18 protein-coding genes and 6 pseudogenes are annotated in these 24,674 nt (G+C 68.7%); 10 read left to right on the forward strand and 14 right to left on the reverse strand.

Annotated features, from left to right (window positions below; translation table 11 throughout):
- The first annotated feature begins 18 nt into the window (after positions 1 to 18).
- The gene (locus KHP12_RS03985) at positions 19 to 999 is read left to right on the forward strand and encodes a nucleoside hydrolase (protein WP_211831437.1); all 981 of its coding nucleotides are present in this window, start codon (positions 19 to 21) and stop codon (positions 997 to 999) included.
- Positions 1,000 to 1,186: 187 nt separating this feature from the next.
- On the opposite strand, the pseudogene KHP12_RS03990 reads toward KHP12_RS03985, so the two are convergent.
- The 4 genes and pseudogenes from KHP12_RS03990 to KHP12_RS04005 all read right to left on the reverse strand — a co-directional run.
- Positions 1,187 to 1,579, reverse strand: a pseudogene (locus tag KHP12_RS03990) (transposase family protein); the annotation flags it as partial.
- Between the two features lie 435 nt (positions 1,580 to 2,014).
- Positions 2,015 to 2,314, reverse strand: a complete 300-nt coding sequence (locus tag KHP12_RS03995) for a hypothetical protein (RefSeq protein ID WP_211831439.1) — start codon at positions 2,312 to 2,314, stop codon at positions 2,015 to 2,017.
- A 633-nt stretch (positions 2,315 to 2,947) separates the two neighbouring features.
- Positions 2,948 to 3,571: a hypothetical protein gene (locus KHP12_RS04000; protein WP_211835154.1), complete on the reverse strand. Its 624-nt coding sequence runs from the start codon at positions 3,569 to 3,571 to the stop codon at positions 2,948 to 2,950.
- Between the two features lie 553 nt (positions 3,572 to 4,124).
- On the reverse strand, positions 4,125 to 4,619 hold the full coding sequence (locus KHP12_RS04005; protein ID WP_211831441.1) for an MFS transporter: 495 nt from the start codon (positions 4,617 to 4,619) through the stop codon (positions 4,125 to 4,127).
- 370 nt (positions 4,620 to 4,989) lie between these two features.
- Between KHP12_RS04005 and KHP12_RS04010 the strand changes: the two genes are divergently transcribed.
- From KHP12_RS04010 to KHP12_RS04025, 4 genes and pseudogenes are all read left to right on the forward strand, one after another.
- Positions 4,990 to 5,244 (forward strand): hypothetical protein, encoded by a 255-nt coding sequence (locus KHP12_RS04010; protein WP_086882206.1) that lies wholly within the window; start codon positions 4,990 to 4,992, stop codon positions 5,242 to 5,244.
- A complete protein-coding gene (locus tag KHP12_RS04015) occupies positions 5,231 to 5,527 on the forward strand; it encodes a hypothetical protein (protein WP_086882205.1) in 297 nt (98 codons plus the stop codon). Before KHP12_RS04010 ends, KHP12_RS04015 begins: the two co-directional genes overlap by 14 nt.
- Before the next feature lie 74 nt (positions 5,528 to 5,601).
- On the forward strand, positions 5,602 to 5,922 hold the full coding sequence (locus KHP12_RS04020; RefSeq protein ID WP_244202852.1) for a WapI family immunity protein: 321 nt from the start codon (positions 5,602 to 5,604) through the stop codon (positions 5,920 to 5,922).
- 300 nt (positions 5,923 to 6,222) lie between these two features.
- Positions 6,223 to 6,405, forward strand: a pseudogene (locus tag KHP12_RS04025) (transposase); the annotation flags it as partial.
- Between the two features lie 66 nt (positions 6,406 to 6,471).
- On the opposite strand, the gene KHP12_RS04030 reads toward KHP12_RS04025, so the two are convergent.
- Entirely contained in the window at positions 6,472 to 7,419 is a 948-nt protein-coding gene (locus tag KHP12_RS04030; RefSeq protein ID WP_211831442.1) for a TIGR03564 family F420-dependent LLM class oxidoreductase, read from the reverse strand.
- Positions 7,420 to 7,536: 117 nt separating this feature from the next.
- Between KHP12_RS04030 and KHP12_RS04035 the strand changes: the two genes are divergently transcribed.
- The gene (locus KHP12_RS04035; RefSeq protein WP_211831443.1) at positions 7,537 to 8,103 is read left to right on the forward strand and encodes a TetR/AcrR family transcriptional regulator; all 567 of its coding nucleotides are present in this window, start codon (positions 7,537 to 7,539) and stop codon (positions 8,101 to 8,103) included.
- Between the two features lie 557 nt (positions 8,104 to 8,660).
- On the opposite strand, the gene KHP12_RS04040 is transcribed toward KHP12_RS04035, so the two are convergent.
- Positions 8,661 to 11,435: a molybdopterin-dependent oxidoreductase gene (locus KHP12_RS04040; protein ID WP_211831444.1), complete on the reverse strand. Its 2,775-nt coding sequence runs from the start codon at positions 11,433 to 11,435 to the stop codon at positions 8,661 to 8,663.
- Positions 11,436 to 11,440: 5 nt separating this feature from the next.
- Entirely contained in the window at positions 11,441 to 12,268 is an 828-nt protein-coding gene (locus KHP12_RS04045) for an FAD binding domain-containing protein (protein WP_211831445.1), read from the reverse strand.
- A 291-nt stretch (positions 12,269 to 12,559) separates the two neighbouring features.
- Between KHP12_RS04045 and KHP12_RS53195 the strand changes: the two are divergent.
- Positions 12,560 to 12,805: pseudogene (locus tag KHP12_RS53195) on the forward strand (transposase); the annotation flags it as partial.
- A 159-nt stretch (positions 12,806 to 12,964) separates the two neighbouring features.
- Here KHP12_RS53195 and KHP12_RS04055 read toward each other — a convergent pair.
- The 7 genes and pseudogenes from KHP12_RS04055 to KHP12_RS50500 form a co-directional block, all read right to left on the reverse strand.
- On the reverse strand, positions 12,965 to 14,185 hold the full coding sequence (locus KHP12_RS04055; RefSeq protein WP_211831451.1) for an ATP-binding SpoIIE family protein phosphatase: 1,221 nt from the start codon (positions 14,183 to 14,185) through the stop codon (positions 12,965 to 12,967).
- Between the two features lie 101 nt (positions 14,186 to 14,286).
- The gene (locus KHP12_RS04060; RefSeq protein ID WP_211831452.1) at positions 14,287 to 15,105 is read right to left on the reverse strand and encodes a GAF domain-containing protein; all 819 of its coding nucleotides are present in this window, start codon (positions 15,103 to 15,105) and stop codon (positions 14,287 to 14,289) included.
- Between the two features lie 253 nt (positions 15,106 to 15,358).
- A complete protein-coding gene (locus KHP12_RS04065) occupies positions 15,359 to 16,300 on the reverse strand; it encodes an MMPL family transporter (protein ID WP_211831456.1) in 942 nt (313 codons plus the stop codon).
- 40 nt (positions 16,301 to 16,340) lie between these two features.
- Positions 16,341 to 16,553 (reverse strand): hypothetical protein, encoded by a 213-nt coding sequence (locus KHP12_RS04070; protein ID WP_211831457.1) that lies wholly within the window; start codon positions 16,551 to 16,553, stop codon positions 16,341 to 16,343.
- Between the two features lie 27 nt (positions 16,554 to 16,580).
- Entirely contained in the window at positions 16,581 to 17,030 is a 450-nt protein-coding gene (locus KHP12_RS04075) for a DoxX family protein (RefSeq protein ID WP_086882198.1), read from the reverse strand.
- On the reverse strand, positions 17,027 to 17,371 hold the full coding sequence (locus tag KHP12_RS50495; RefSeq protein ID WP_308289273.1) for a serine hydrolase: 345 nt from the start codon (positions 17,369 to 17,371) through the stop codon (positions 17,027 to 17,029). The genes KHP12_RS04075 and KHP12_RS50495 overlap by 4 nt, the downstream gene beginning before the upstream one ends.
- A gap of 52 nt (positions 17,372 to 17,423) precedes the next feature.
- Positions 17,424 to 17,758, reverse strand: a pseudogene (locus KHP12_RS50500) (serine hydrolase domain-containing protein); the annotation flags it as partial.
- 610 nt (positions 17,759 to 18,368) lie between these two features.
- Between KHP12_RS50500 and KHP12_RS04085 the strand changes: the two are divergent.
- From KHP12_RS04085 to KHP12_RS53200, 3 genes and pseudogenes are all read left to right on the forward strand, one after another.
- Positions 18,369 to 21,504, forward strand: a pseudogene (locus KHP12_RS04085) (Tn3 family transposase).
- A gap of 345 nt (positions 21,505 to 21,849) precedes the next feature.
- Entirely contained in the window at positions 21,850 to 22,842 is a 993-nt protein-coding gene (locus KHP12_RS04090) for an aldo/keto reductase (RefSeq protein ID WP_086882197.1), read from the forward strand.
- A 360-nt stretch (positions 22,843 to 23,202) separates the two neighbouring features.
- Positions 23,203 to 23,800: pseudogene (locus KHP12_RS53200) on the forward strand (DUF4158 domain-containing protein); the annotation flags it as partial.
- Positions 23,801 to 24,674 lie beyond the last annotated feature (874 nt).

Genomic DNA, 24,674 nt, shown 5'->3' on the forward strand with positions numbered 1-24,674 from the left:
AAAATAAAGGGGACGTGCATGTTACCTGCCGCTTCGACCCGTTTGTCCGTTGTCATCGATACGGACCCCGGGGTGGATGACACCTGGGCGATCTTGTTCCTGGCCGCCCAGCCGGACGTCGAGATCGTCGCCGTTGGAGCCGCGCACGGCAACGTGCCCACTGCCGTGGCGGCAGCCAACGCCTTACGTGTGCTCGACGTCGTCGGCCTGGATCAGGTACCGGTAGCCCTGGGCCATCCGGTTCCTCTTCAGCAGCCTTTACAGACAGCAGAGTTCGTCCACGGCGTTGATGGACTGGGTGGCAAGGCGGGGCCTCCATCACCGCGACAGGTCAGCGCGGAATCAGCAGCGGAGCAGCTGGTGCGCCTGGCCCGGCAACGGCCGGGAGAACTGACGTTGCTCGCTCTGGCGCCGTTGACCAACATCGTCCTCGCCCTGCGGATGGAGCCGAACCTCCCGCGACTCCTGCGCCGTGTGGTGTTCATGGGAGGTGCGTTCCACGTCCCGGGCAATGTCACTGCCTGGGCCGAGGCGAACTCCGCTCATGATCCGGAGGCAGCGGAGGAGGTGCTGCGCGCGGGATTCGACCTGATCGTGGTGCCGCTGGACATGACCGAACACGCATGGGCTGACGCATCCTGGCTCAAGCGGATCGCGGATGCGGCCGCCCCGGCGGCCCGCTTCGCGTCATCGGTGCTCGAGACCTACGTTGCCCTCTACAGTGACGCTCACGGCACCGTCGGCTGCGTCCTGCACGACCCACTGGCTGCGGCCATCATGGTTGATGAGTCCTTGGCGACATACCAGGAGCGCCAGGTCATGGTCGAACTTGCGGGACATGCGCGTGGCGCCACACTGATCGACGAACGGAAGTTCAGCACTGACCACGGGGGCATCCCCGATCAACGGCCTACGGTGCGGATAGCCGTCACCGTGGATGCCGCCATAGCCATGGACCGAGTCCACCGCGCTCTGATCACCCCTGAGGCCGGTCAGTAACCGAAAGGACACCTACCGTGTGCCTGGACAAACTCCAGGAGAGGCTCAGGGTGCCTCGGGTGTCCCTCGATCGAAGCGGCCTGGGCGGTCGTGGGCGTCGGCGAGGTAGGGGCCTTGCGGACATGCCGCCAATGTGATGTGCCGGTACCAGCCCGGGTATCGGCGGACCTCGTACTGATCCAGGCCGGTTCTTCAGCCGGCCGATCGCATGCTCGACACGCGCTCGGACCCGGCGATGCTCGGCGTTGTCGGCTTCCTCGCCGGCCAGCAGGGGCCGGCCGGGTCGTTTGCGGTGCGGGACGACCAGGCCGGTGTTGATGTAGGCGCCGTCGCCGAGCGCGGTGACGCCGCGGCACTGGTCCGGCAGACCGGAGTTGCGCCACACATGGGCGTCGGCCTTGTTGCCCGGGGACGGGCGGGCGGTGGCCACGACCAGGCGTGTGTCGGCATCGATGATGACCTGCACGTTCGCGGAGAACCGGTAGTTGCGGCTCGAGGCACCGACCTTGCGGTCGCGGACCGGGACAAGCGTGCCATCCACGATCCACAGCCGGTCCGCAGCATCGACAGGACGTGAGACCCATGGCAGGGGCGCAGTAGCCGATCCCGAAAAGCAAGCCGCCTAGCTTGTGGCCACCCCCGTATGTGTTTGGTCGAACTGGTACTGGAGGACCCGCTCGGGCGCCCCGTCTCGTGCAAGCCGATGCCAGCTTCGTGACGAAGACGTTGGCCGCGGTGGACGAGGTCCGCCTTCAAAGATTGTCGGGGCAGTGGATCACGGTGGGGTGGCACGCCGCCACGGCTGACCGATCTTGAGCGGGAGTTACCGAATCCGTGTCCACGTTCGCGGACGAGACCTGGCTCCCGACGGCTGTCAGCGGCCGGTCCGGAATCCCCACGTACGGCCAGTTGAGATGTCACTCTCGGTTTTCGGATTGACCGGTTCCTGATGTGGCCGGTCACGTACAGGCGGACGCGATGGGATGCCGGACACGTCGGTACCGGGTACAGGCGATCAACTGTCTGTGCGGGCGTCTTGGCCGACGAGTTGTGCCACGCGCTCCATGCAGCGCATCCGGGCAGGAGAGAAGTCGTAGGGCATCTTGGTGACCGCCTCCGAGGCGCTCATCTGCGTGTCCTCCTCCTCTGCCGGGTCGGCGTCGTAGGCCATGTGGTGGGTGTATCGCTGTACGGCGATTTCCTCGACGCGCGGGTCATCGGGGTCGACGCCGTCGTCGAGGGCGGCCTCGGCCTCGTCGAGACGGTCTTCCTCGGCCCGCCTCGACGACACCACATGTGGCGAGGCATCCCGCATCCCACTGGCAGACCTCTGCACCCTCATCCGCCAGCCGTTGTGTGCCACGAATTAGCACGCAGAGTGACATCGGCGGCCAGATAACTCCCCACCAAGTGGCCGCCGCTGGGGAATTCCAACTGGCCGCCGACAGACGGAGCAGCTGAAGAACCCATCGAGGACTACCTCCTTATCACCTGGCCCGCACCGTCGAGCCCCGACAGCATCCACGAATAGACCGACCGGCGAGGCAGTCAACTGCGGACCGGCCCGCACCGCACAGCACCCGCTTCGCCGCCCGTCAGCGGCGACGAAGTCGATAGGAAACGGATGCTGCGGGAACGGCTGGGCAAGTCAATGGGCCGCCACTTCTAGAGAGACTGCCGCCGGATCCGTCCCGGACGGCTCTGTTGTCCGGGCCGTGCGCCGGCAGAACACGCCGGAACCTAGCTCAACCGATCGAAGTGAAGGCAGCGCGAGCTCAAGGGCCGATGTCCCCGGGTGCGCACCGTGCTGCTCTGGGCTGCGGTTGGCTGTGCTGCCTCCTCACCGCACTCTCCCCAGCTGTTCTGGAGAGCTGCGGCGCGTGGCCAAACTGCCCTGTCACTCTCGGCACGCCCAACGCCCATGCGTGACGGAAGAACCCGTAGCTCCTCAGTCCTCGGCGGGCTCACCCGCGTCTGCGGCTGCCTGCGGGGCGGCGGTCGAGTAGAAGACGGCCCTCTTCTGCTTGGTGCGGTGAGCTTCGCCCTTGGCGACGAGTGACTCCAGAGTGCTGCGCACGACCGTGGCCTTGATCTCGCGCTCCGGAAAAGCCTGGGTGAGGGCGGCGGTGACCTCGGTTGCCGAGCGTGGTTCACCGTGCTGGGCGAGGTCGTCACGGATGAGGGCCCGGAGCGTGGGTGCACCCGCCTTTCGTGCCTGCTTGGGGCGGCTCCTGACGGGCTCTGCCCCCTTCCGCCTGCCGGTCGTCGTGCTGGTGTTCTTCTTCGGCTTGCGTGCTGCTGGCAGCGATGCGGACTTCCGCGCGGCGGACGAGCCGTTCTCGGAGCTGCTGACGTCGGTGTTCTCGGGTACGTCACCGGCGGCTTCGTCACCGAGGGCCTGCCGCATGCTGAGCAGGAGGGCCCGGTTGTTTTCCAGCGCCGACAGTTCCTGCTGCAGTGCCGTGATTTCGGAGCTGAGGCGTTCGTGTTCGGCTGAGTTGCGTTCGAGATCGGCGGTGATCTGCGCCGCGTATTGGGACTTCAGATTGGTGTTGCCGGCAGAAGTGTCCACCACAAGCTCCCTCGTCTGGGCTGTTTCATGTTGGTGGTGGATCGTACCTCTACGCGATGGCTGCGCGACTACTGACTTCAGCGGGCAGGTGTGTAGGTGATGCGGGCGTCGCGGCAGCTGTCCGCGAGGTCGGTGAGCGCGGTCACTTCGCCCGGGTCCACTGACAGCCCCCAGCGGGACTTCACCACGGTCCACTCCTCGGTATACCGGCAGGGGGCTCCCGGATCGTAGGGAAGTCACTCGGCCGGGTCCTGATCGGCCTTGGAGCGGTTCAAAGCGTGTGAGCTCGCAGATTCCTGGAAGTGGGAACGCCGGAACCCGTGGGCGTGTCCTGGACGGTTGCCACTCCGTGTACGGGTTCGTGGTTGTCGTCGGCTGGGCTGGCCGCGTTGGCCAGGCAGTGATGTCCTGCACCGGTACGAACCAGACGGCCCGGTCTGGTGATGACTTTCCCGGAGAGCGAGTATCCCGCCCCAGTGGGTGGGACAGATGTGTTCCCTGTGATTCCTCACCCGCGGTCCGCCGAAATGGGCGTCGTGGCGCCCAGCGCGCCTCATTGCCCGACTGCCGGTTTGTGCGTGCGACGCTCAGGAGCGGTGTGTCCTGCACCGTCATGGCGCAGCAGTACCACTACGGGCATTCCGGCGAGGATGTAACCGGCGCCCTGCGCGGCGAGTACGGGGACGATGCCGAGGGACTGGCCCAGGAAGCCGGCCGTGCAGGTGCCTGCGACGATCGCGATGCCTTCGGCCGCGCCGAGTGCGCCGAAGACGCGGCCTCGGTGGCTGTCGGTGGTGTGGCGTTGCAACAGAGTCATCACGGAGGTGACCATCAGTGCGCCGGGGAAGCCGGCCAGGATCATCAGCATGATGGCGGGCCAGGCGGCGGCGAGTCGCAGCGGGTAGAGCAATAGGGCGAGGTCGATCAGCCCGAAACCGATGGCGGCCCAGCCCATCGCCCGGGTTGCGGGGAGACGGTTGCCGATCCACACGTACAGCAGGCGCGCGACACACGCCGTTCCCACAGCTGTCGCGACCGCGATCTCCATGCGGCTCCTCACATCACTCTGCGGCGGTAACTCCTCGTACCGCCATCGACGTATAGAAGTGCACAGAGGGCTGCGATGTGTGACATGCGACTTGAGCGAAAGTTGGAGGCTGTGCCGGAAGCCGCCTCCGCAAGCGGACCGCGGACTGGCCGGAGACGCACCTGCCTCTGGGCTCTGCCATTACCCGCGCCCGAGCCTGATCGCGAGATGCGTCGCTCACGACTCAGGTTTTGGGACGGCACCTACACGTTTTCGGGCCGCACGCCCGCCACCGGAAGCGCTGGGCGCGCAGTCGGCCCCGCGTCGATTCCGGTGGGTAATCTGTTTAATCCTGTGACACATGGGGGTGGTTCGGGCAACATCGGGCGTCATGGTCGCTCTTCGCTCCCGTCGTCTGGAAGGGCTCTTCGGGGCCCGGCTGGACGCGGTCTCACACGCTCAGGTCGCCGCCCCGAAGACGAACGCGGTCTGCGAGTCCTACGACCTGGAGTTCAAGGGGGAGCTCCACGGCGGCAACGACAGGGCCCGGCGGGACCTGGCCGGTGACGTGGCGGCTCTGGCCAGAACCGCTTACGAGTATCAGTGTCGGTGGCGGCTGGAACGCTGGATGGATGAATGGCGATGAGCAGCTGCTGCGCGGCCGGGTCTACGGCTGTGACCACGATGACCCTGACCCAGGCCCGCTCCCGTACCAGACCTATGCCGCGCTCATAGGCGGGCCGCTGGATGGGTTGCTGCTGGACATCACCGGCTGGCGGCCAGGGGAAGTCGACCGTGGCGCGGCTCTGTCTACCGAGCTCGGTCAGTTTCCCGGCGGACGGTCGCTGTACGACCCGCGCCCTGGCGAGCCTCGCACACCGGGCCCGGGTGTGATCTGCCGCTTCTACTACTGCGGCGACACGCCCTGACCGGCGCCCCGACCACGGCGGGCCGGCGGTCGGTTCGTCTGTCTGAACCTCCGGCTACGGCCTGCCATCCTTGGGTGGTGCTACTCGCTGATCACGAACATCGCATCAAGTTGCGTCCGCTGCGTTATCAGTTCCCGGTGGTCAGCGGCGACCAGTATGACGACAATTGGCTGGTTACCGGGGGTGAGGTGACCACGCCCGAGGGCAGTTGGTCCTTCGCTGACCCCTGCCTACTGACCGATGAGGCGCGCCAGATCTTGCCGTGGCTGCGCGCCGTCGGTGGAGCAATGTTGGCGGGCGCACAGCCGGATCTTCACTTCAAGGCCGCCGCCGCTGGCCTGCGCCAGGCGGCGGACGAGTGGGATCGTTGTCTGGCCCCGTTCCCACCGCGCTGAGGGCGCTCTATGCCCTATCACCTGCGCTTCTTCTTCGAGGTCGGCGTTCCGTACACCCCTGCGTGGCCGGACGACGTCGACGGTCCCCACGGTTCCCCCTGCGTGCTGGAACGGCTGTCTATCAGTGCGGCCACGCGGGAGGAGCTGGCAAGACTGTGCGAGTGGTACCAGTCGTCCATCGACTGGGAGTACTCATCAGAGGGCGGTATGCGAGTTGGCGGGTGTTTTGTCGTCACCTGGGCGTGTGGGATTGCGACAGCCCAGCCGGGCGGCGGGCTCGGGCGCGCTGGGCTGAACACCGTGAGCGAGCGCAAGCCCTACAAGACCGACCTGTCCGACGAGCAGTGGGCGCAGATCAAGCCGGTGATCACCGCGTGGAAGGCCGCACACCGTTCGGTCAGTGGCCACCAGGGTCGGTACGAGATGTGGGAGATCGTTAACGCGCTCCTCCACCAGGGCCGCACCGGCTGTCAGTGGGATCTGCCGATGGGGAATCACATCGCTGTCACGGCAGAAGGAGTCGGGCGGTATAGCCGGTTCGGTCTCGGTTCACAGACGCTGGGTGATAGCCCAGGTCCGTTGGCGATCTTCCGCGTCGAAGAGGTCGGTGTGGGTGATCATGACCTCGGTGGCCCCGGCGTCGAGATAGCGGCGCAAACCGGCGGCGACGATGTCCTCGTCGCCGGCGATCAGTAGGTCCGCCGCGTTCGACAGTCCCTCGGTCGCGATGACCTTCCGGTAGGACGGGATGCTGTCGTAGAAGCCGAGGGCAGCCGATACGCGGTCGCGGGCGGCTGCGGCGTCGTCGGTGACCACCGCGGGCACCCCGGCCACGATCTGCGGGGCTGGCCGCCCGGCCGCGGCGGCGGCTTCGGTGATGACCGGCACGATCTGTTCGGTGAGCGTGTAGGGCCCGGCGAGGAACGGAATCGTTCCCTCGGCCAACTCGCCCGCAGCCGCGAGGGCCCGCGGACCCATCGCGGCCACCAGAACCGGGACCGCCGGGGAAGCCCCGGCCACGGCCGTCGAGCCGACCGGGCGCGACGCCAGCGTCTCCCCTTCGAAGGCGGTGTTGTCGCCGTCCAGCAGCGGGCGCAGCGCGGTGAGGTACTCGCGCAGGTGCTGGATCTGCGGCGGATACGCCAGGCCGAACTGCGGCTGGAGCACAGTGCGTGCGCCGAGCCCGACACCGAGCCGGAACCGCCCTGCGGTAGCTGCCTGCGCCGTCTTCGCCGCCGCCGCGAGCAGCAGAGGATGGCGGGGATATATCGGCACGACCGAGGTGCCTACGTAGACCCGGGGCTCCGCCCGGCTCACCAGCGCCGCGAGTTGGGGCGCGTCGTAATCCGCCGCCTGCCCGAACCACACGGTGCGCACACCGGCGTCGGCCACCTCGTGCGCGAGCTCCACGGCACGGTCCACAAGGTTGGTCATGCCGGGTTCCTGCGCGAACGTGCCTCCCAGGAATACTCCGACCCGCGTTCCGGCAGCCTCCATCACGAGCTCCTTCACCTGATCCGGCGCAGCCGTTGTCCCGCAGCACCACGGTGATTACAGGTTCTGAAATCACCGTACACCTTGATTGCAGTCTCTGTAATCACTACTCTGCGTGCCATGGGACGATGGCCGGCCGGCGCGCAGGAACGGCTGCAGGAAGCCGCGATCGAGTTGTTCACCGAGCGCGGCTACGAACGGACGACAGTCGCCGAGATCGCGAAGCGAGCTGGCCTGACCGAGCGCACCTTCTATCACCACTTTGCCGACAAGCGTGAGGTGCTTTTCCCTGATCAGGGCCGGTTCATCGCCGAGATCCGCGAAGCGGTGGGCGTGGCACCCGCGGAGCAGTCCCCGCTCGACGCGGTCCTCGCGGCATTCACGGCCACCAGTGACTGGTTCGACCAGCGCCGGGACGCGTCACAGCGCCGCAGGCACATCCTTGACGCACATACCGATCTACAGGAACGCGAAGGGGCGAAGATGGCAGCCCTCGGTGAGGCGATCGCCGACGCACTGCGCACCCGGGGCATCTACGACCCGGCAGCCACGCTGACCGCCACCATCTCCGTCGCCGCGTACCGGCTCGCCTCAGCCCGGTGGCTGGCCGACCCACAGCGTGGCGCCCTCGGCCACCACCTGCACACAAGCTTCGACGATCTGCACCGCACCGCAGGCACCTGGTAGCGCTACACCGATACCGGCGCGGCCGTCAGGGCATCACAGAACCGAGAGGGCAGTACGTGGACTGATGTCCGTTTCGCTGTTTCGGGGGGGTAAGCGCGCTGGCCGCGGCGTCGCCGGGCGGCTACGGCCGCGGCTGGGTGAACAAGCCTCCATGTCCATCGCCTCGCACACCTGCCGCGCCCGCAGCGGCGCGTCGGTGAGCAGGGCAGTGAGCGACTGCGTCCGGCGGGCGTGGCGGCGCGTCAGGCCCGGTATCTGCTCGGCGAAGGTCCGATGGGCCCAGGAGGTGTTCACGCAGACGAGGCGTTGTGCCCGCAGCACACGCGCGCCCCCGGGTTTACCGGGCAACCGCAGGACACCGACGTACCGACCAGAAAAAGCACGCCCAACGTGTGGCGCTGTCCCTGTTCCGCCCGTCACCAACTGGCTCTGCCGGGACGTCCGGTGATCCACCCGGCCCACTGTCCCGACCATCCGCAGAAGAGTGACGGCTCTCCCGGGCCGCCGCTGCCGAAGTCGGCCGACGACGCCGAGGCCGCCTTCGTCGCACGAGGCGATCAGGCCGGGGCGTGCCCGACTGGCCCGTCTGCCCGGACCTCGTCAGGCGCGACGGGTGTGCCGCGGGAGGCAGCGATGGCCAGACAGACCCGATCACGCGTCATCGGCAGCGTGCCGAGCCGAACCCCGGTGGCGTCCCGCACCGCGTTGGCCAAGGCGGCAGCGACCGGGAGGAAGGGGCTCTCGCCCATCGACTTGGCGCCCAGGGGACCGAGGGCGTCGGCGGTGTCGGCGAAGTACACCTCCGTCCGCGGCACATCGGCGAACTCCGGGATGTGGTACTCACGGAAAGTCGCCGTGGTGACGTGGCCCTCCTCGTCCATCACCAACGACTCGTGCATGGCCGCGCCCAGGGCCTGCGCAACACCGCCCTCGATCTGTCCACGGCACTGCATCGGATTGACGACCCGGCCGGCGTCGCCCGCTTGGACGCTCTGCAGGATCCTGATCTCACCGGTACCGGTATGGACCGCGACCCGGAAGCCCTGGACGTTGAAGGCGACCGAACGCGGGGAGCCCTCGCAGGTGCCGGTCGCGCGCAGCTCCCTGCCGGCGGCCTGGGTCGCCACCCCGAGCTCGGCGAGCGGGATTCGCACACCGTCGCAGCACACCTGGTCCTCGTCGAGCTCACCGGCTGACCGCTCGCCGCCCACGTGGTCGGCAGCGGCAGCGATGATGCTCTCACGCAGTGACTCCGCAGCACGGGCGGACGCCAGGCCCGCGACCACCGTCCCGGTCGAGCCGAACCCTCCGGTGTCGTAGCCGACCTGGTCCGTATTACCCTGCGCAATCAGAATCCGGTCGGGACTCGTGTGGAGCACGCTCGCGGCGAGCTGCTGGTGCACGGTCGTCGTGCCGGTGCCGAATTCGACGCTGCCAACGGCCAGTTGGTAGCGGCCGTCCGGCAGCAGTCCGATCCGCGCCTCGGCTCGATGCCCGTGGGGCGGACTTGTAATCATCATCGCCAGCGCCGTCCCCTGCCCGACGAGCCATTCCTCGCCCGGCGGCGCCTGAACGCCGTTGCCGCGGCGCAATGCCGTGTCGACGAGGGTCAGGCACTGGTCGAGGCCGTAGCTGCCGATCTCGACGTCATCCGGCTCGGTGCTGAAGCTCACCACGGCGTCGCCCGGCCGGATCACGTTACGTTCCCGGAAGGCGATCGGGTCCATGCCGAGCGCGCGGGCGAGTTCATCCATCGCCGACTCGACGGCGAAGATCGTCTGGCTGAGCCCGTACCCGCGGAAAGCGCCGGAGGGCATGTGGTTGGTGTACACGGCGCACCCTTCGACCTTCTTGTTCGCACAGCGGTAGACGGCGATCGACTCGTTGCACGAGCGGGACACGGTGCAGGCGTGGTTGCCGTACGCCCCGGTGTCGGAGACGACCCGCAACTGCACGGCCGTGAGCGTGCCGTCGCGCCGTGCGGCCACCTTGACGCGGACGCTGACCGGATGGCGGGTGACGGTCGCGGTGAACTCCTCCTCCCGCGTGAACTCCAGCTGCACGGGGCGCCCGGTGCGCAGCGCGGCCAGCGCGACGACGTCCTCGGTGAGCATCTCCTGCTTGGCCCCGAAGCCGCCGCCGACACGGCCGCACACCACCCGTACCTTCTCCGTGGGCAGGTCGAGGAGGGTGCACAGTGCCTTCCTGGTGAGGAACGGCACCTGGCTGCTCGTCCGTACGGTGAGGCAGCCGGACTCGTCCAGCCAGGCGATCGAGGCGTGGGTCTCCAGGTGCGCGTGTTGGATACGCTGGGTGACGTAGGTGCGTTCGCACACCGCATCGGCCTCCGCGAAGGCCGCCTCCACATCGCCGATGTCACCGTGCACCTGATCGGCGATGTTGCGTTGCGCGTGCGCGATGTACTGCTCGGTCCCCTTGTCGCCGTGGAGCACGGGGGCGCCCAGCGTCATCGCCTCCTCGGGGTCGAACACGCTCGGTAGCAGGTCGCAGGTGACGGCCAGCCTGCGGCAGCCCTCCTCCGCGGCTGCCACCGTGTCGGCCACGACGGCCGCGACCCGCTGCCCGGCGAACCGGACGACGTCGTCGAAGAGCCGTGTGTCGGCGGGATCGCCCTTGGGGTCCTCATGCCGCCCCGTCGAGTACAGCCGTGGCGGTGAGTCCTCGTGGGTGAGCACAGTGTGCACACCGGGAACGGCACGCGCGGCGCTCGTGTCGATCGCCGTGATCCGCGCGTGCGCGTGCGGGGAGCGCAACAGCTTCATATGCAGTAGGCCATCGACGGGGACGTCCAGGGTGTAACGGACCGTTCCCGTCACTACCTGCCGGCCGGCGGGCGCCGGCAGGTTCCGCCCGAACGGCTCCCCTCCCGGATCCTGCTCCACTCGTACGATCCCGTGGACGGCGTCCTCGATCGAGCGGTAGCCAGTGCACCGGCAGAAGTTTCCCTTCAGCGCCCTGGGGAGATCCTGCAGCTGGGCGGGGTCGAGTGCGGCCACCGTCGTGATCATGCCCGCTGTGCAGAAGCCGCACTGGAAGCCCTGGGCGGACAGGAAGTCGCGCTGGACCGGATGGAGATCCCCGGCGCGGGCGAGTCCTTCCACCGTGGTCACCCGATGGCCGGCCGCGCGAAACGCGGGATAGAGGCAGCTGTGCACAGGCTGCCCGTCGACGTGCACGGTGCACGTGCCGCAGTCGCCCGCGTCACAGCCATTTTTCACCCCGAACCAGCCGAGATCCCGCAGGTAGCTCCGCAAACACTGCCCGGGGCGCGCTGGTTCGCTGAAGATCTCACCGTTCACCTCGATCTTCATCGGCCTCACCCACCGAGTGATGACAGTTCTGACCGAATCTCCTCGGCGAACCGGAGAGTCATGTGGCGCCGCCACGCCGGTGCTCCGTGCACGTCGCGGTGGTAGAGCTCCGGCGGGATCGCCTGGTCGAGGGCGGCGTGAAGCTCGCCCGGCCCGGGTACCCCGCGGAAAGCCAGCCGGACCGGACGCACGGTCGATGCGGTCACTGTCAGCACGAACGCACCGTCGTCGGGTGACCGCCTGCCGATGACCAGTGCGGCGGACCGGCCCTGCGGGGCCGGCGAGATCCGACGGAAAGCCGTGTGGCAGCGCAGCGCGGACGCCGGCAAGGTGATCGAGCGCAGCAGCTCACCGGGTCTGAGTACGTTGCGCTGCGGACCAGTGACGAAGTCGGTGGCCGTGACCTGCCGGTCGCCGCCTTCGCGGGTCCAGATGGTGCAGACGCCGTCGAGAGACGCCATGAGCGAGATCATCGAGCCGGCAGGCAGTGACAGGCAGAGGTTGCCGCCCACGGTCGCCTCGTTCCAGACCTTGAACGAAGACAGCAGCGCCTGACGGCACTGGTCCAGGAGCGAGGTCGCAGTCCACTCCGCGGGCGTCGGGATTTCGACGAGTCGCGCCAGCGTGCACGTCGCGGCGATCTCCAGCCCATCGGCGTCGGTCTTGAACGGTGCCCAGCCGAAACCTCTCACGTCGATGAGGCGGTGCAATTCCGGTTGCGGCTCGGAGAACAGCCACGTGCCGCCGGCAAGCCAGGCGTCGCCCGCTTGCCACACCGACTGCTCGGCACGGGTAGGTGCCTCGACGACCGTCTCGATGGTGTTCAGATCCATTCGGAACCCCTGAGCGCGGGGGAAGGGTGTCAGTACGGATGCCGTCGAGCCTGTCCGTCCACGCCACCCCAACGGGAGGTGCATCTGCCCGACGGTGATGCTCCGCGCGCTGCGGGCTTTCCGAAGTCCTCATGCTGAGGGCATCACCAAATTCGTTGTCCTCGGCCATTCTAGTCGCAGCTGGAGTAGAGGGCGTCGATCCGCGACCAGTAGAGGGCGCGTATGCACATCGGGCAAAATACGCCACTGGTGCAGACCGCGAATCCCTCGTGAGTACGCTCCGTCCGCGCCGAGCAGACCACCGACCGGTGGCAGGCCGAGTACGCCCTGCGCGTCGGCGTGGAAGGCGCGATCAACCAGGTCCTCGATGCCACGGGCCTGCGCCGAACCCGCTACCGCGGCCTGTCGAAGGTCACCCTCCGGCACGCCTGCTCCGCGACCGCGATCGCACGCACTTCCGCGGGGAAGCCGCGTATCGAGCTGCGCAAACACAGCACCTCAGGCAGGTTGCCGCCAAGCGCAGGTCACTTATGGTAAAGGAGCCGGAGCGTGACTATGTGATCCAGAACCGACCTACATTTACCGAATGCCGTGTTTGCCAGCCGGTGAGACGCGCGTTCACAGTGGCCGGTGCAAGGAGCTGAAAAACAGGCCCACGCCCGTCTGGGCAAGATCAACCGGATGCCCCAGCCAGCGTTACGGACACGATGGCTCTGCCGCCACCTCGAACCACACCGTTTTTCCCCGGCCGCTGGGCGAATTGCCCCAGCGGTCTGCCAGCGCATCCACGATGAGCAACCCGCGGCCGCTCTCCGCAGGATCGCCGTCCTGCAGGGGCGAGGTGTCCGGCCGTGCCGGGTGCACGTCACTGTCCCGCACCTCGACACGCACACAGTCCGAGTATCCGCGCACACACACATGCACGTCGGTGGCGGCATGAATCAGCGCATTGGTGACCATCTCGGATACCAGTAGCTCCATCTTTTCGGCTACATGGTCCATCTCCCACTCATGCAGCCAGCCATGGACGGCAGAACGAGCGCGATGAGCACCTCGCAAATCATTCTGCGTGATTTCAAGCTGACGAATGCGCGCATGCGCAGGAGGACCCTCAAATTGCAGCAGCAGCAGCGCTGCATCATCGGTCATGCGATTGCTGCGGCGGCGGATCAGCTCGTCTGCCAGAGTTTCCAACTCATCAGCCCCGGAGGATTTAATAGCGGCCTCCATGATGTCCGACTGGGTTTCCTCTTGACTGATCACTCCATCGGTGTGGAGGGCCAGCAGTGTGCCCGGCTCCAAAATGGCCTCGGTCACCATATATGAGCTATCGGGATCGACTCCCAGTGGTACGCCTATGTCCAGGCCGCAATTGGAATTCCAATAGCAACCCGCGGGATTGCGGATTATAGGCGGTTGATGTCCGGCGGTTGCGAGCTGAGCGACGCCGGTATCCAAGTCGATTTGTATGCATGCACATGTGCACATCAAATGACTACTCTCCCAGAGAAAGCGGTTTATCCGCCCCAGGATGGTGCCGGGGTGGTGGCCCTCGGTGGCGTAGGCTCGCATGGCCGCCCGGAGCTGGCCCATCACCACAGCCGCCTGAATGTCGTGCCCCTGGACGTCACCGACCAGCGCGGTGACGCTGTGCTGATCAGGCAGTGTCACCAGGTCATACCAGTCGCCGCCCAGGTCGATCCCGCCGGTCGGCACGTATCTGGACGTGCTGCGGATGCCTGCACACTGCGGCAGCACCCGCGGCAAGAGGGTCCTCTGAAGCTGCTGTGCGAGGGCGTGTCGGGCGCCGTCCGCCGCCGTGCGTTCCAGCGCCTGTCCCAGCAGCGTGGCCAGCGCAGATGGAGCGGTCTTCGAGATGCCTGGCTGCTCGCTGCCGATCGAGCAGGTGCCCACCACGACCCCGCTTCCCCCTAGGAGTGGCAGCACCACCCAGGCGTAATCGTCACGGTCCCCTGTCCCCACCCGGCCGCGTGTCAGTGCCGCTCCCGGTGCATAGGTCAGTTGCCGCCTGTGCGCCATCGCCCTCGCCTCGGGCGTTGAAGCACTGATGAGCAATTGCCCTTCCAGCTCCGCAGGAACAAGTGCGAGCAGCCCTCGGCAGCGGCAATGACGAGCCGGTCACCCTTTACCTGGGTCACCGCCATCGCGTCCGCGTCCACCGCGGACATCACCCGCGCGCAGGCCAACGCGGCAGCTTCCCGGCCGTCCGACACGTGGTTGAGCTGCACGGCGAGCCGATGCAGGTGATAGACGAGCGGCGCGTTGTCAACGGCCGCTGCTCCTTGGCCCTCAGCCAGCCCGGACTCCGCAGCGTGTACCCGCGGCACGGCCGGAGGAGTCATGGGCACCCGCTGGGCAGCCAGCTGCTCCAGCTCGCGCCCCAGACTGCCGGACACCTCCGCGAGCTGCCGCCTCTCTTCTGCTGTCGGCTCTCTGGGGCCATTGATCCAAAACGCGGTCATCACCCCTACCCCGCCGACGGGGGCCGAAAATGCGGTAAAAGGAAACGGCATGGAAATCGCTTCCTCGGGATGCTCTCCCAGGAAATCGATCGAATGCGCCGTCGCCGTATCACCGGACCGATAAGCGGCCGCCGTCGCATATACCGGATCATCTGCCGGTATATGCTCAATAGGTCCCACTCCGAGGGGGCTAACCACCACTGCCGCGGCTATCAGCATCAATTTCGGTGGTTCCGGTCGCACAAGATACACCGTCGCCGCCGAAGCTCTCAGCGCATGTACGACATCCTGTGCCGCGGTGGCGAGCAGCCTATCCCGTGCATCCACACCCATAGGTGTCTCCAGGGAGCCCATGAGTCCTCCCAGTCAAAGCCCGCTTCACCACAAACAGTACGCCCACATCACGTCCTGGTCCTCGCCCTCAAGTTCCCCGCTGATCTGGACAGCCTTACTGGGACGGATGAGTCCCGGAGGAAGCTGTCCAGGTAGTGAGTAGCAAGAACAACATGCAAGCGGTACTCGGTGGAGTTCACGCGTGTGCCGTCGAATTGGCCCTGGGATGAGGAGGAAGTGAACTACTTCCCGGACCGGTTGGAGGACCCCGCGCTCAGGGACGCGGGGCAAGACAGCTGCCGGGCCTGTCGTGTATCGGACCGCGCTCCCGAGCGTGCTCCCATGGGAGCCGTACGTCCAGGTTCCGGGCGGTGATACCGGTGTGGGACAAGCCCTTCAGGAGGGGACGGCGGCCGAGGCCGAGCAGGCCCTGCGTGCTCTGGATATCCACCATCTGAGCACCGGCCACCGCCCGGGCTTCGGGTACACCGACGTGTACGAGGCCACGAGCCGCCTGATCGAGCCGGTCATCGAGCAGTACGAGACCGATGTCCGCCGCCGTCTGGCGCTGGGCACGCTCGATGCGGCCGAGGCCGTGGCCCTCGGCGTGCTCGAGGGCCTGGATGCCTGCGAGGGCGACTATGACGGCGACGAGGTGCTGTGCGGTGGTGCGGTGGTGGCGAGGCCTGGGTAGCCCATCGCGATGATCATCACGGGCGCGATGGCGTCGACTGGCCCCGCGGCGCCCGCGCCGAGTGTGTCGGACCCCCAGCCCCACTGGAAGACCGCGACGATCGCACTGAAGGCCGCCCATCGCCAGCAGCTTCATCGCCACGCCGATCAGCGATACGAGCAGGCTGCGAAAGGCGATCATCATCAGCAGGCCACCCAGACCGATGATGATGGCGAGGAAGACCGGTAGCTCGGAGGTCAGCACGTTCGCGAAGTCGTCCGAGCTCGCCGTGGAGCCGCCGACATAGACCTGTAGGTCGCTGCCGTGTTCCGCTTGCGGGATCACCCGGTCGCGCAGGTGCGTGATCAGGTCGGAGGTCTGGACCGACCGCGGAGAGGTGGTGGGAACGACCCGGACGGTGCCGACGCTCTGTCCCGGCTTCATCGGTGCCGCGTCCACCTGTGCCACGCCGTCCATGCCCTTCACCTCGGTGACCAGATGGCTCAGCGCCGCCTGGTCCTGCGACGTGGGTGCCTTGGCCACCAGCAGCAGCGGGCCGTTGAAGCCCGGCCCGAAGCCCTAGCTAGGCCATCGAGGCGTATGCCTGGCGGGTGGTGGTCTTAGGGTCGTTAGCCGCGTCCGAGCTGCCCAGATGCAGTGAGAACGCAGGTGGTGAGACCGCGGCCATGACCAGCACCGCGAGGATCGTCTTGCCGAGAGGGCGGGCCTGAACCGCGTGGGCCCAGCGGGCCCAGACCCCGGCCCGGTGCGCACCTCCCGGGGCGTTCCTGGTCATCGAGTGGTGCCCGGCCAGCTGCCGACACTAGCGGCGGCTGAGGGCGCGGTGCGGGAGCTGTCGGAAGAGTGCGGCTGTCGCTCGGCGTCGGCTGTGGGCGATCCAGCCGAGGATCGCGGCGAGGATGAGCGGGGTGTACCAGAAGGTGGTGTCCAAGTAGGCCCACAGGAAGATCTCGGCGCCCGCCATGAGCCCGGTCAGGGCCAAGGCGGCGAGACCGGCCAGGCGTGGGACCAGCAGGCCGATGGCGCCGGCCACTTCCAGGCCGCCGACCAGGTATATGAACCAGTCGCCGTATCCGATTCGGTCGAATGACTCGGCGGCGGCCGGCATCCCGGCCAGCTTCGGGACGCCGCCGGCGACAGCGAAGAACAGGGCGAGGGCGATCTGGGTGGCCCACAGTGCGACATCGGTCCGGCGGGAGACCCCCGGCGCTGGAGCGGCGCTGGGGGTGATGTGGGTGGTGGCAGCGGTCATGACGGGTCCTCGACGGTGATGGTGCGTCGACCGTCCACGGTTGTCGCTGCCCGGATGACATATCCGAAGCCGCTTCCTCCGTGCCCGAGGTAGCCGCCGCCGCGGGACAGGGGTGTGAAGAACAGGCCCAGGCCGTCCCGGGTGCCTTCCGGGTGACCGCTGTCCTGCGGCACCGGGACAGTGGTCCGCATGGCAGCGAGTTGGGCGGGCTTCAGCAGCTGTCCGCTTGCCAGTGCGGCGAAGAAGCGGTTGAGGTCGCGGGCCGTTCCGGTCATCGAGCCGTCGGCCCCGCTGTCGAAGGGGCGGTAGGGGATGGTGGTGTCGACCATCGGGCCGTTCACGGTGAACTGCTGGTAGTTGGCCGTGTGCGGATGCGGAAGGAAGGGCCAGGTGTCGGGGGGTGTCGGTGTGCTGCAGGCCGAGCGGGCGCAGGATGCGGTCGTGGACCTGCTGTTCCCAGGTGCGGCCTGTGATCTTCTCGGTGATCATTCCGGCGAGCACGTAATTCGTGTTGGGGTATGCCCAGTGGTGGCTGGTGGGAAGGCAGGTTCATGGCGCATGGCAAGGTCCACCAGCTCTTCGGGCTTGTAGGCACGCCACCGGTTGGCGAAGTAGGTCTGGGCACTGGGGTCGGGGGAAACGTCGTAGATGTAGTCGGCCAGGCCACTGGTGTGCTGCAGCAGGTTGCGGACGGTGATGGTCCGGCCGTCGTTTCCCGCACCGGACACGACCCCGGGCGCTGACTCAGACGGACTGAAAAGGTAGAAATATCAGCTGAGTGCTTGAATCTCGGTCGCTAGCCTCTCCTGGCCAGCCGCCCACGACGCCAATAGGGCTAGACCGTCCGCGGTCGCCGTGCCGGCGGGCGCGATGTAGACGTTCAGGAGCAGGCCGGGTTCGGCAGGCACCGTGCGCCTGGGCGCCTTGCTCCAACGCGGTCCGAACCAGCTTGACTTGGGCGTCATCCAGCTTGGGTGGCCGCCCGGTGGCCGGACGCCGCCGCAGTGCCTCAACCCCGCCCTGCGCCCAGCGTCGTAGCAGGAAAAGGCCCGCGTCGACCTCTAACGAGCTCGTGCACGGTAGGCGGTGAGGCGTCGAGTCCGGCCAGCTCGGCCAGCCCGCCGGTGGGGTGGGAATCTCGCTGCTGTCGAGTTCGGCGGCGGCAGGCTCCTGGAACTGCTCCCGCCAGGTATCCAGGTCGGCCTCGCTCATCGGGAACGTCTGATGCGGTGTTGTTTCCTGGCGGTGCGCGATGCGGGCGAGCTGGACGTCCTTGGCCTCGCTGAGGTTCACGGAAAGCTCGTCGAGCGGGTGCCGGCGCTGGCTACGGCCCGCCTCGTGCCGGTGGAGTTTCTGACTGATGAGCAGGCCGAGGCCTACGGGACGTTCTCCGAGGTGCCCACGCGCCCGGAGCTGGAGCGGTTCTTCTTCCTCGACGATGACGATTGTGATCTGATCGCGCTGCGTCGTACGGACGCGCACTGGCTGGGCATGGCGGTGCAGATCTGCACGGTCCGCTACGTCGGCCGGTTCCTGGGCGAGGACCCGCTCGCGGTGCCGTGGGAGGCCGTGGAGTACCTGGCGGGGCAGCTCGGCATCGCGGACGCCTCGTGCGTGAAGCGGTACGCCGAGCGGCGCTCGACGGTGTACGAGCACGCGGACGGGATCCAGAGGCGGTTCAGGTACCGGGACTTCACCGACCGGACGTGGGGGCGGGAGTTACGCAGCTTCCTGTACGGGCGGGCGTGGACGCACGCCGAGGGGCCGGTGGCGCTGTTCAACTACGCGGTGACGTGGCTGCGGAAGAACCGGGTGCTGCTGCCGGGTGTCTCGGTGCTGGCCCGGCAGGTGTCGGAGGCCCGTACGGCGGCCGAGCGGCGCCTGTGCGAGGCGGTGGCCCGGGCGACGGTCCGGGCGGATGCGGCGCTCGCGCCGGCCTTGGCGGAGCTGCTGGTGGTGCCGGAGGGCAGGCGGGTCTCGGAGCTGGAGCGGCTGCGCACTCCGCCGGTGAAGTCGACGGGCACGGCGATGGTGCGGGCGATGGAGCGGGTGGAGGAGATCTCCGCGTTCGCGCTGGGCCGGGTGAACCTGTCGCGGGTGCCGGTGAACCGGCTGTCGGCGCTGGCCCGGTACGGGCAGCTGAGCACGGCGCAGACGATCGATCGGGCGCCGGAGCCGCGGCGGACCGCGCTGCTGACGGCGGTGGTGCGGCAGCTGGAGGCGCAGGCGGTTGACGACGCGCTGGATCTGTTCGCGGTGCTGATGGCGAACCGGCTGATCAGCCCCGCGCGGCGGGCGTTGGACCGGGAGCGTCTGGCGATGCTTCCGCAGCTGGAGAAGGCGGCCCGGATCCTGGGGGAAGGCGTTGAAGATCCTCACTGAGGAGCTGGACCTGGTCGCCGAGCACGAGGCGGACCTGGACGTCGCCGCGCTGTGGGTGGCGGTCGAGGAGGCCGTGCCGCGTACGGCGGTGGCCGGCGCGGTGGCGACCGTCGAGGCCCTGGTGCCCGAGGACGACGGGTCGGCCGAGGCGGCGATGCGCGAGAAGCCGGGCCTGCGCTACAACGCCGTGCGCCCGTTCCTGTCCCTGCTGGGCGAGTCGGACGCGCTGGGCGCCGCCCCGGCCGGGCGGCGCATCCTCAAGGCGGTGCGCCGCCTGCCCGCGCTGTCCCGGCGCCGGGTCAAGGACCGGCTGCTGCTTTCCCGCGAAGTCGACGCCGAGCTGGTGCCGGCGATGTGGAAGCGCGCGGTGTTCACAGGCGCCAAGCTGCCGCAGGGCGCGGTCGACCGCGACGCGTACGTGGTGTGCGTCCTGGAGCAGCTGCACCGCGCCCTGAACCGGCGCGATGTGTTCGCCTCGCCGTCGAACCGGTGGGCGGACCCGCGCGCCCGGCTGCTGGACGGGCCGCGGTGGGAGGCGATGCGCGCGGATGTGCTCGCGGGCCTGTCCCTGGCCGAGGACGCCGAGGAGCGCCTGGCCCAGCTCACCCGGGGGCTGGACGCGGCGTGGCGGCAGATGGCCGACCGACTGGAGGAGGCCGGCGCCGACGCGAAGGTGGAGATCGTCGTCCCCGAGGGCGGCGGACGCGCCCGCCTGTCGGTGGACAAGCTCGGCGCGGTGGGCGAGCCGGAGTCGCTGACCTGGCTGAAGGCCACCACGGAGGCGATGCTCCCGGGGATCGACCTGCCGGACCTGCTGTTCGAGGTCCACTCCTGGACCGGGTTCCTCGACGCCTTCGGCCGCGTCTCCGAGCGGCGCCCCGCATGGAGGGCCTGCTCGTCTCCGTGGTCGCGCTGCTGGTGGCGGAGAGCTGCAACATCGGCCTGACCCCGGTCATCGACCCGGAGAACAAGGCGCTGACCCGCTCGCGGCTGTCCCACGTCGACCAGAACTACCTGCGCGCCGACACCATCGCCGCGGCGAACGCCGCGCTCATCACCGCCCGGTCCCGCATCGAGCTGGCCCAGATGTGGGGCGGCGGGCTGCTGGCCTCCGTCGACGGCCTGCGGTTCGTCGTCCCCGTCACGAGCATCAACACCGGGCCCTCGCCAAAATATTATGGATATAAACGGGGCGTGACTTGGCTAAATGCCGTCAATGACCAGGTCGCGGGGATCGGCGCGATGGTCGTACGCGGCACCCCGCGCGACAGCCTCGACACGCTGGACACGCTGCTGAACCTTGACGGCGGGGTGAAGCCGGAGATGGTCGCGACCGACAACGCGTCGTACTCCGACATGGCCTTCGGCCTGTACAAGATGCTCGGCTTCCGCTTCGCCCCGCGCTTCCGCGACCTCGCCGACCAGAGGTTCTGGCGGGCCGACCTGCCCGACGGTGAGGCGTCGGCCGCCGGGTACGGGCCGCTGGAGGCCGTCACCTGCAACAAGGTGAACCTCAAGCGGATCGCCACGCACTGGCCGGACATGCTCCGCGTCGCCGGATCGCTCATCACCAACCAGGTCCGGGCGTACGACCTGCTGCGGATGTTCGGGCGTGAAGGCCACCCGATCCCGCTCGGCGCCGCGTTCGCCGAGTACGGGCGGATCGACAAGACCATGCACCTGCTCGCGCTGGTCGACCCGGTCGACGACACCTACCGCCGGCTGATGAACCGGCAGCTCACCGTGCAGGAGTCTCGCCACCCCCTCGCCCCGCGCGATCTGCCACGGCGGCCGCGGCCAGATCCGCCAGGCGTACCGCGAGGGCCAGGAGGACCAGCTCGCCGCCCTCGGCCTCGTCCTCAACGCCGTCGTCCTGTGGAACACCCGCTACCTGGACGCTGCCGTCGTCCAGCTCCGCGCCGAGGGCCACGACATCAAGGACGAGGACGTCGCCCGCCTCTCTCCGCTCAAGGACCGGCACATCAACTTCCTGGGCCGCTACCTGTTCGACATCGAGGCCGGCGGCCCCGGCCAGGGCCTGCGCCCGCTGCGGGACCCGGACGCCGTCGAGGACGGCGAAGACGAGGAGTGACGGGCGACGCACCCGACCTGTCGGGCCGTTCGTCGTCGAAGCGGAGGTCCCGCGCAGATACCCGGGACCGGTAAGAGAAGGGGACACCATGGCCCGCACGAAGGTCCGGCCGCCGGGCCGCTGCACCCGCTGGTGAGGACGGCCGGGAAATACGCGGTGTCCGGGCCCTGTGGCGACCTGCTGCCGGTGGACCGCTTCACCCTCACCCGCTCCCGCCGCGCCTGACCCGCCGGCGGGGGCCGGTCCTCCGGCTTGACTTCGAGTGCGCTCCAAGTCCTAGTTTCGGAGGCGTTCTTCAGTGCTCAAGGTACCGCCCGGTCCGCCGGGCAGGAGGAGTATCCGCGCATGATCACCCGAACCTCGCTCGGCTCGCCCGGTCTCACCGTCAGCGCGATGGGCCTGGGGTGCATGGGAATGAGCGAGAGCTACGGCGCCGCCGACTGGGACGGCGGCCTGGCCACCATCGACCGGGCCCTGGAGCTGGGCATCACGTTCCTGGACACCGCCGACGCCTACGGCACCGGGCACAACGAGGTGCTGGTGGGCCGGGCCATCCACGGCCGCCGGGACCAGGTGCAGCTGGCCACCAAGTTCGGCATCGACCGCAGTGCCGGCGACCGGGCACGCCGCATCCGCGGTGCCCGGGACTACGTGCTGCGCTCCTGCGACGCCTCGCTGCTGCGGCTGGGCGTCGAGGTGATCGACCTGTACTACGCCCACCGCCCGCCCCAGGACGTGGAGATCGAGGAGACCGTCGGGGCGATGGCCGAGCTGGTCGAGGCGGGCAAGGTCCGCCATCTGGGCCTGTCCGAGGTCGACGGCGAGCTGCTGCGCCGGGCGCACGCGGTGCACCCGATCACGGCGGTGCAGAGCGAGTACTCGCTGTGGACCCGCGACGTCGAGGCGGTCACCCCGGTGATGGCCGAGCTGGGGGTCGGGCTGGTGCCGTACTCGCCGCTGGGGCGGGGGTTCCTGACCGGCAACCTGGACCGCTCCACGCTGGGCGAGAAGGACTTCCGGCGCACCAACCCCCGCTTCGCCGGTGAGGCGGGCGAGGCCAACGAGAAGATCGCGCAGACCGTGCGCGAGGTGGCCGACCGGCTGGGTGCCACCCCGGCCCAGGTGGCGCTGGCCTGGGTGTACGCCCAGGCCGAGCGGCTCGGGGTGGCGGTGGCGACCATTCCGGGCACCCGCAGCCCGGCCCGGCTGGAGCAGAACGCGGCCGCGCTGGAGCTCACCCTGGACGCCGAGGCGCTGGCCGCGCTGGACCCGCTGAGCGACCAGGTGATGGGCGAGCGCTACACCCCCGCGCACACCGCTGAGGTCGCTCGGGGTTAGCCGGTGGGCTCGACGCGCACGACGTCCAGCTCGACGACGTCGTTGACGTCGCGCCCACCGGTGACCTCGCCGGTCACGACCAGCCGGGGTCGGGCCGGCGGTGCCCCGTCCTGTTCGACGGCCAGGATCGCGCCCCGGTTGCCGGAGCCCGGGGAGGATCTCGCCGTAGGAGACCAGCGCCCGGTACCCGTCCGCGCCCACCGCGAGCACGCCGACGCTCAGCTATGTCGGCCTCGGGGAACATCGGTGCAGCGGTTGGCGCTGAGAACGATCATGGTCGGCCGGCACACCGGCTGGAGGCTCCGCTGGGGTTCGCGGAAAGATCGCCGGGCGGGTACCGGCGCTGGCTACGGTCCGCTCGTGCCGGTGGAGTTTCTGACTGATGAGCAGGCTGAGGCGTACGGGAAGTTCGCCGAGGAGCCGACCCGCCCTGAGCTGGAGCGGTTCTTCTTCCTGGACGACGTCGACCGCGATCTGATTGCGTTGCGGCGCTCCACGCATCACCAATTGGGCTTCGCGCTTCAGATGTGCACCGTGCGCTACATCGGCCGGTTCCTCCCGGACGATCCACTCGACGCCCCGTGGCCGGTGGTCGAGCACTTGGCCGCGCAGCTCGGCATCGAGGACCCGTCGGTGGTGAAGCGGTACACCGAGCGGCCGAAGACGGCCTACGAGCACGCGTGGGAGATCCGGGACGCCTACGAGTACCACGAGTACGAGGACTGGGAGTGGTCTCGGCGGTTCCGTACGTTCCTGCACGGGCGGGCGTGGACGCACGCCGAGGGGCCGAAGGCGCTGTTCAACCAGGCGGTGGGCTGGCTGCGCCGCAACCGGGTGCTGCTGCCGGGGGTGAGCGTGCCGGCCCGGCAGGTGTCGGAGGTCCGGACGGTCGCGGACAAGCGGTTGCACGCCACCGTCGCGGGAGCCGCCCGCCGCGTGGATGCGGCGCTGATCGCCGCCCTTGCACGCGACCACCGGGGCAGCCGCGGCGCGATCCGCACGGCCGTCGCCGACCTCCTGCCCGACCACACCGCCGCCGAGGAGGAAGCCCCGGCCCTGGAGCTGCTGGTCACCCTCGACATGCCGGGCAAGGTCGCCGACTTCCTCCGCACCGCCGAGCTGGAGGCCGCCGAGCGGGCCGCGCTCGCCCAGGGGGTAGTCGTGCGGCGCGGCCAGGGCTACACCCTGCGCGTCACCGTAGTCCCGGCCGTGCACTGCCGGCTCCTCGCCCTCTGCCAACCGCTCGACGGCGGCCAGGGCGTGCCCGCGGTCCCGGCCCAGCGCAAGGCCCGCCGCGAGTACGAGAACCGGGTCAGCGCGCTCGTGCCGACCGAACCGTGATCGTTCTCACCGGGATTTCCTGTACGCCAACGACTCACACCCGGTGAAGGCCGCGGCCGCCACCTGGCTTCACGACCGGGGCGAGCGGGCCCGCTTCGACTTCGCCCAGCCCGATGGCGTGCCGGTCGGATCCGTGGTCGACATCCGCTGGCGGCGCGGCGGGCTGCGGGTGCATCTGGACCAGGCGGTGGCCCCGGTGTGGGACGAGGGCAGCGAGCCGGTGCCGGGGATGTCGGTGCCGGTGGACCGGGACACTCTGATCCGCCGCTGGTACGTCCACCGCATCCGCCTGGACAGCGAAGGCACCGCCCGACGGGTCCGCATTGGCACCGAGGCGTTCGCGCGGCCCATCGAGTGGTTCGCGCTGGGACGAGTGCGAGATGACGGAGCGAGGTCTATCGACGCCGGCAGTGGAGCAGATTGTGCGTTCCCGCAGCACCCGACGCGTCTCCCGGTGGGCAGTAGGCAAGGTCAGGAAGGTCCCGGACGCG

The sequence above is a fragment of the Streptomyces asiaticus genome, assembly GCF_018138715.1.
GTDB classification, from domain to species: Bacteria; Actinomycetota; Actinomycetes; order Streptomycetales; family Streptomycetaceae; genus Streptomyces; species Streptomyces asiaticus.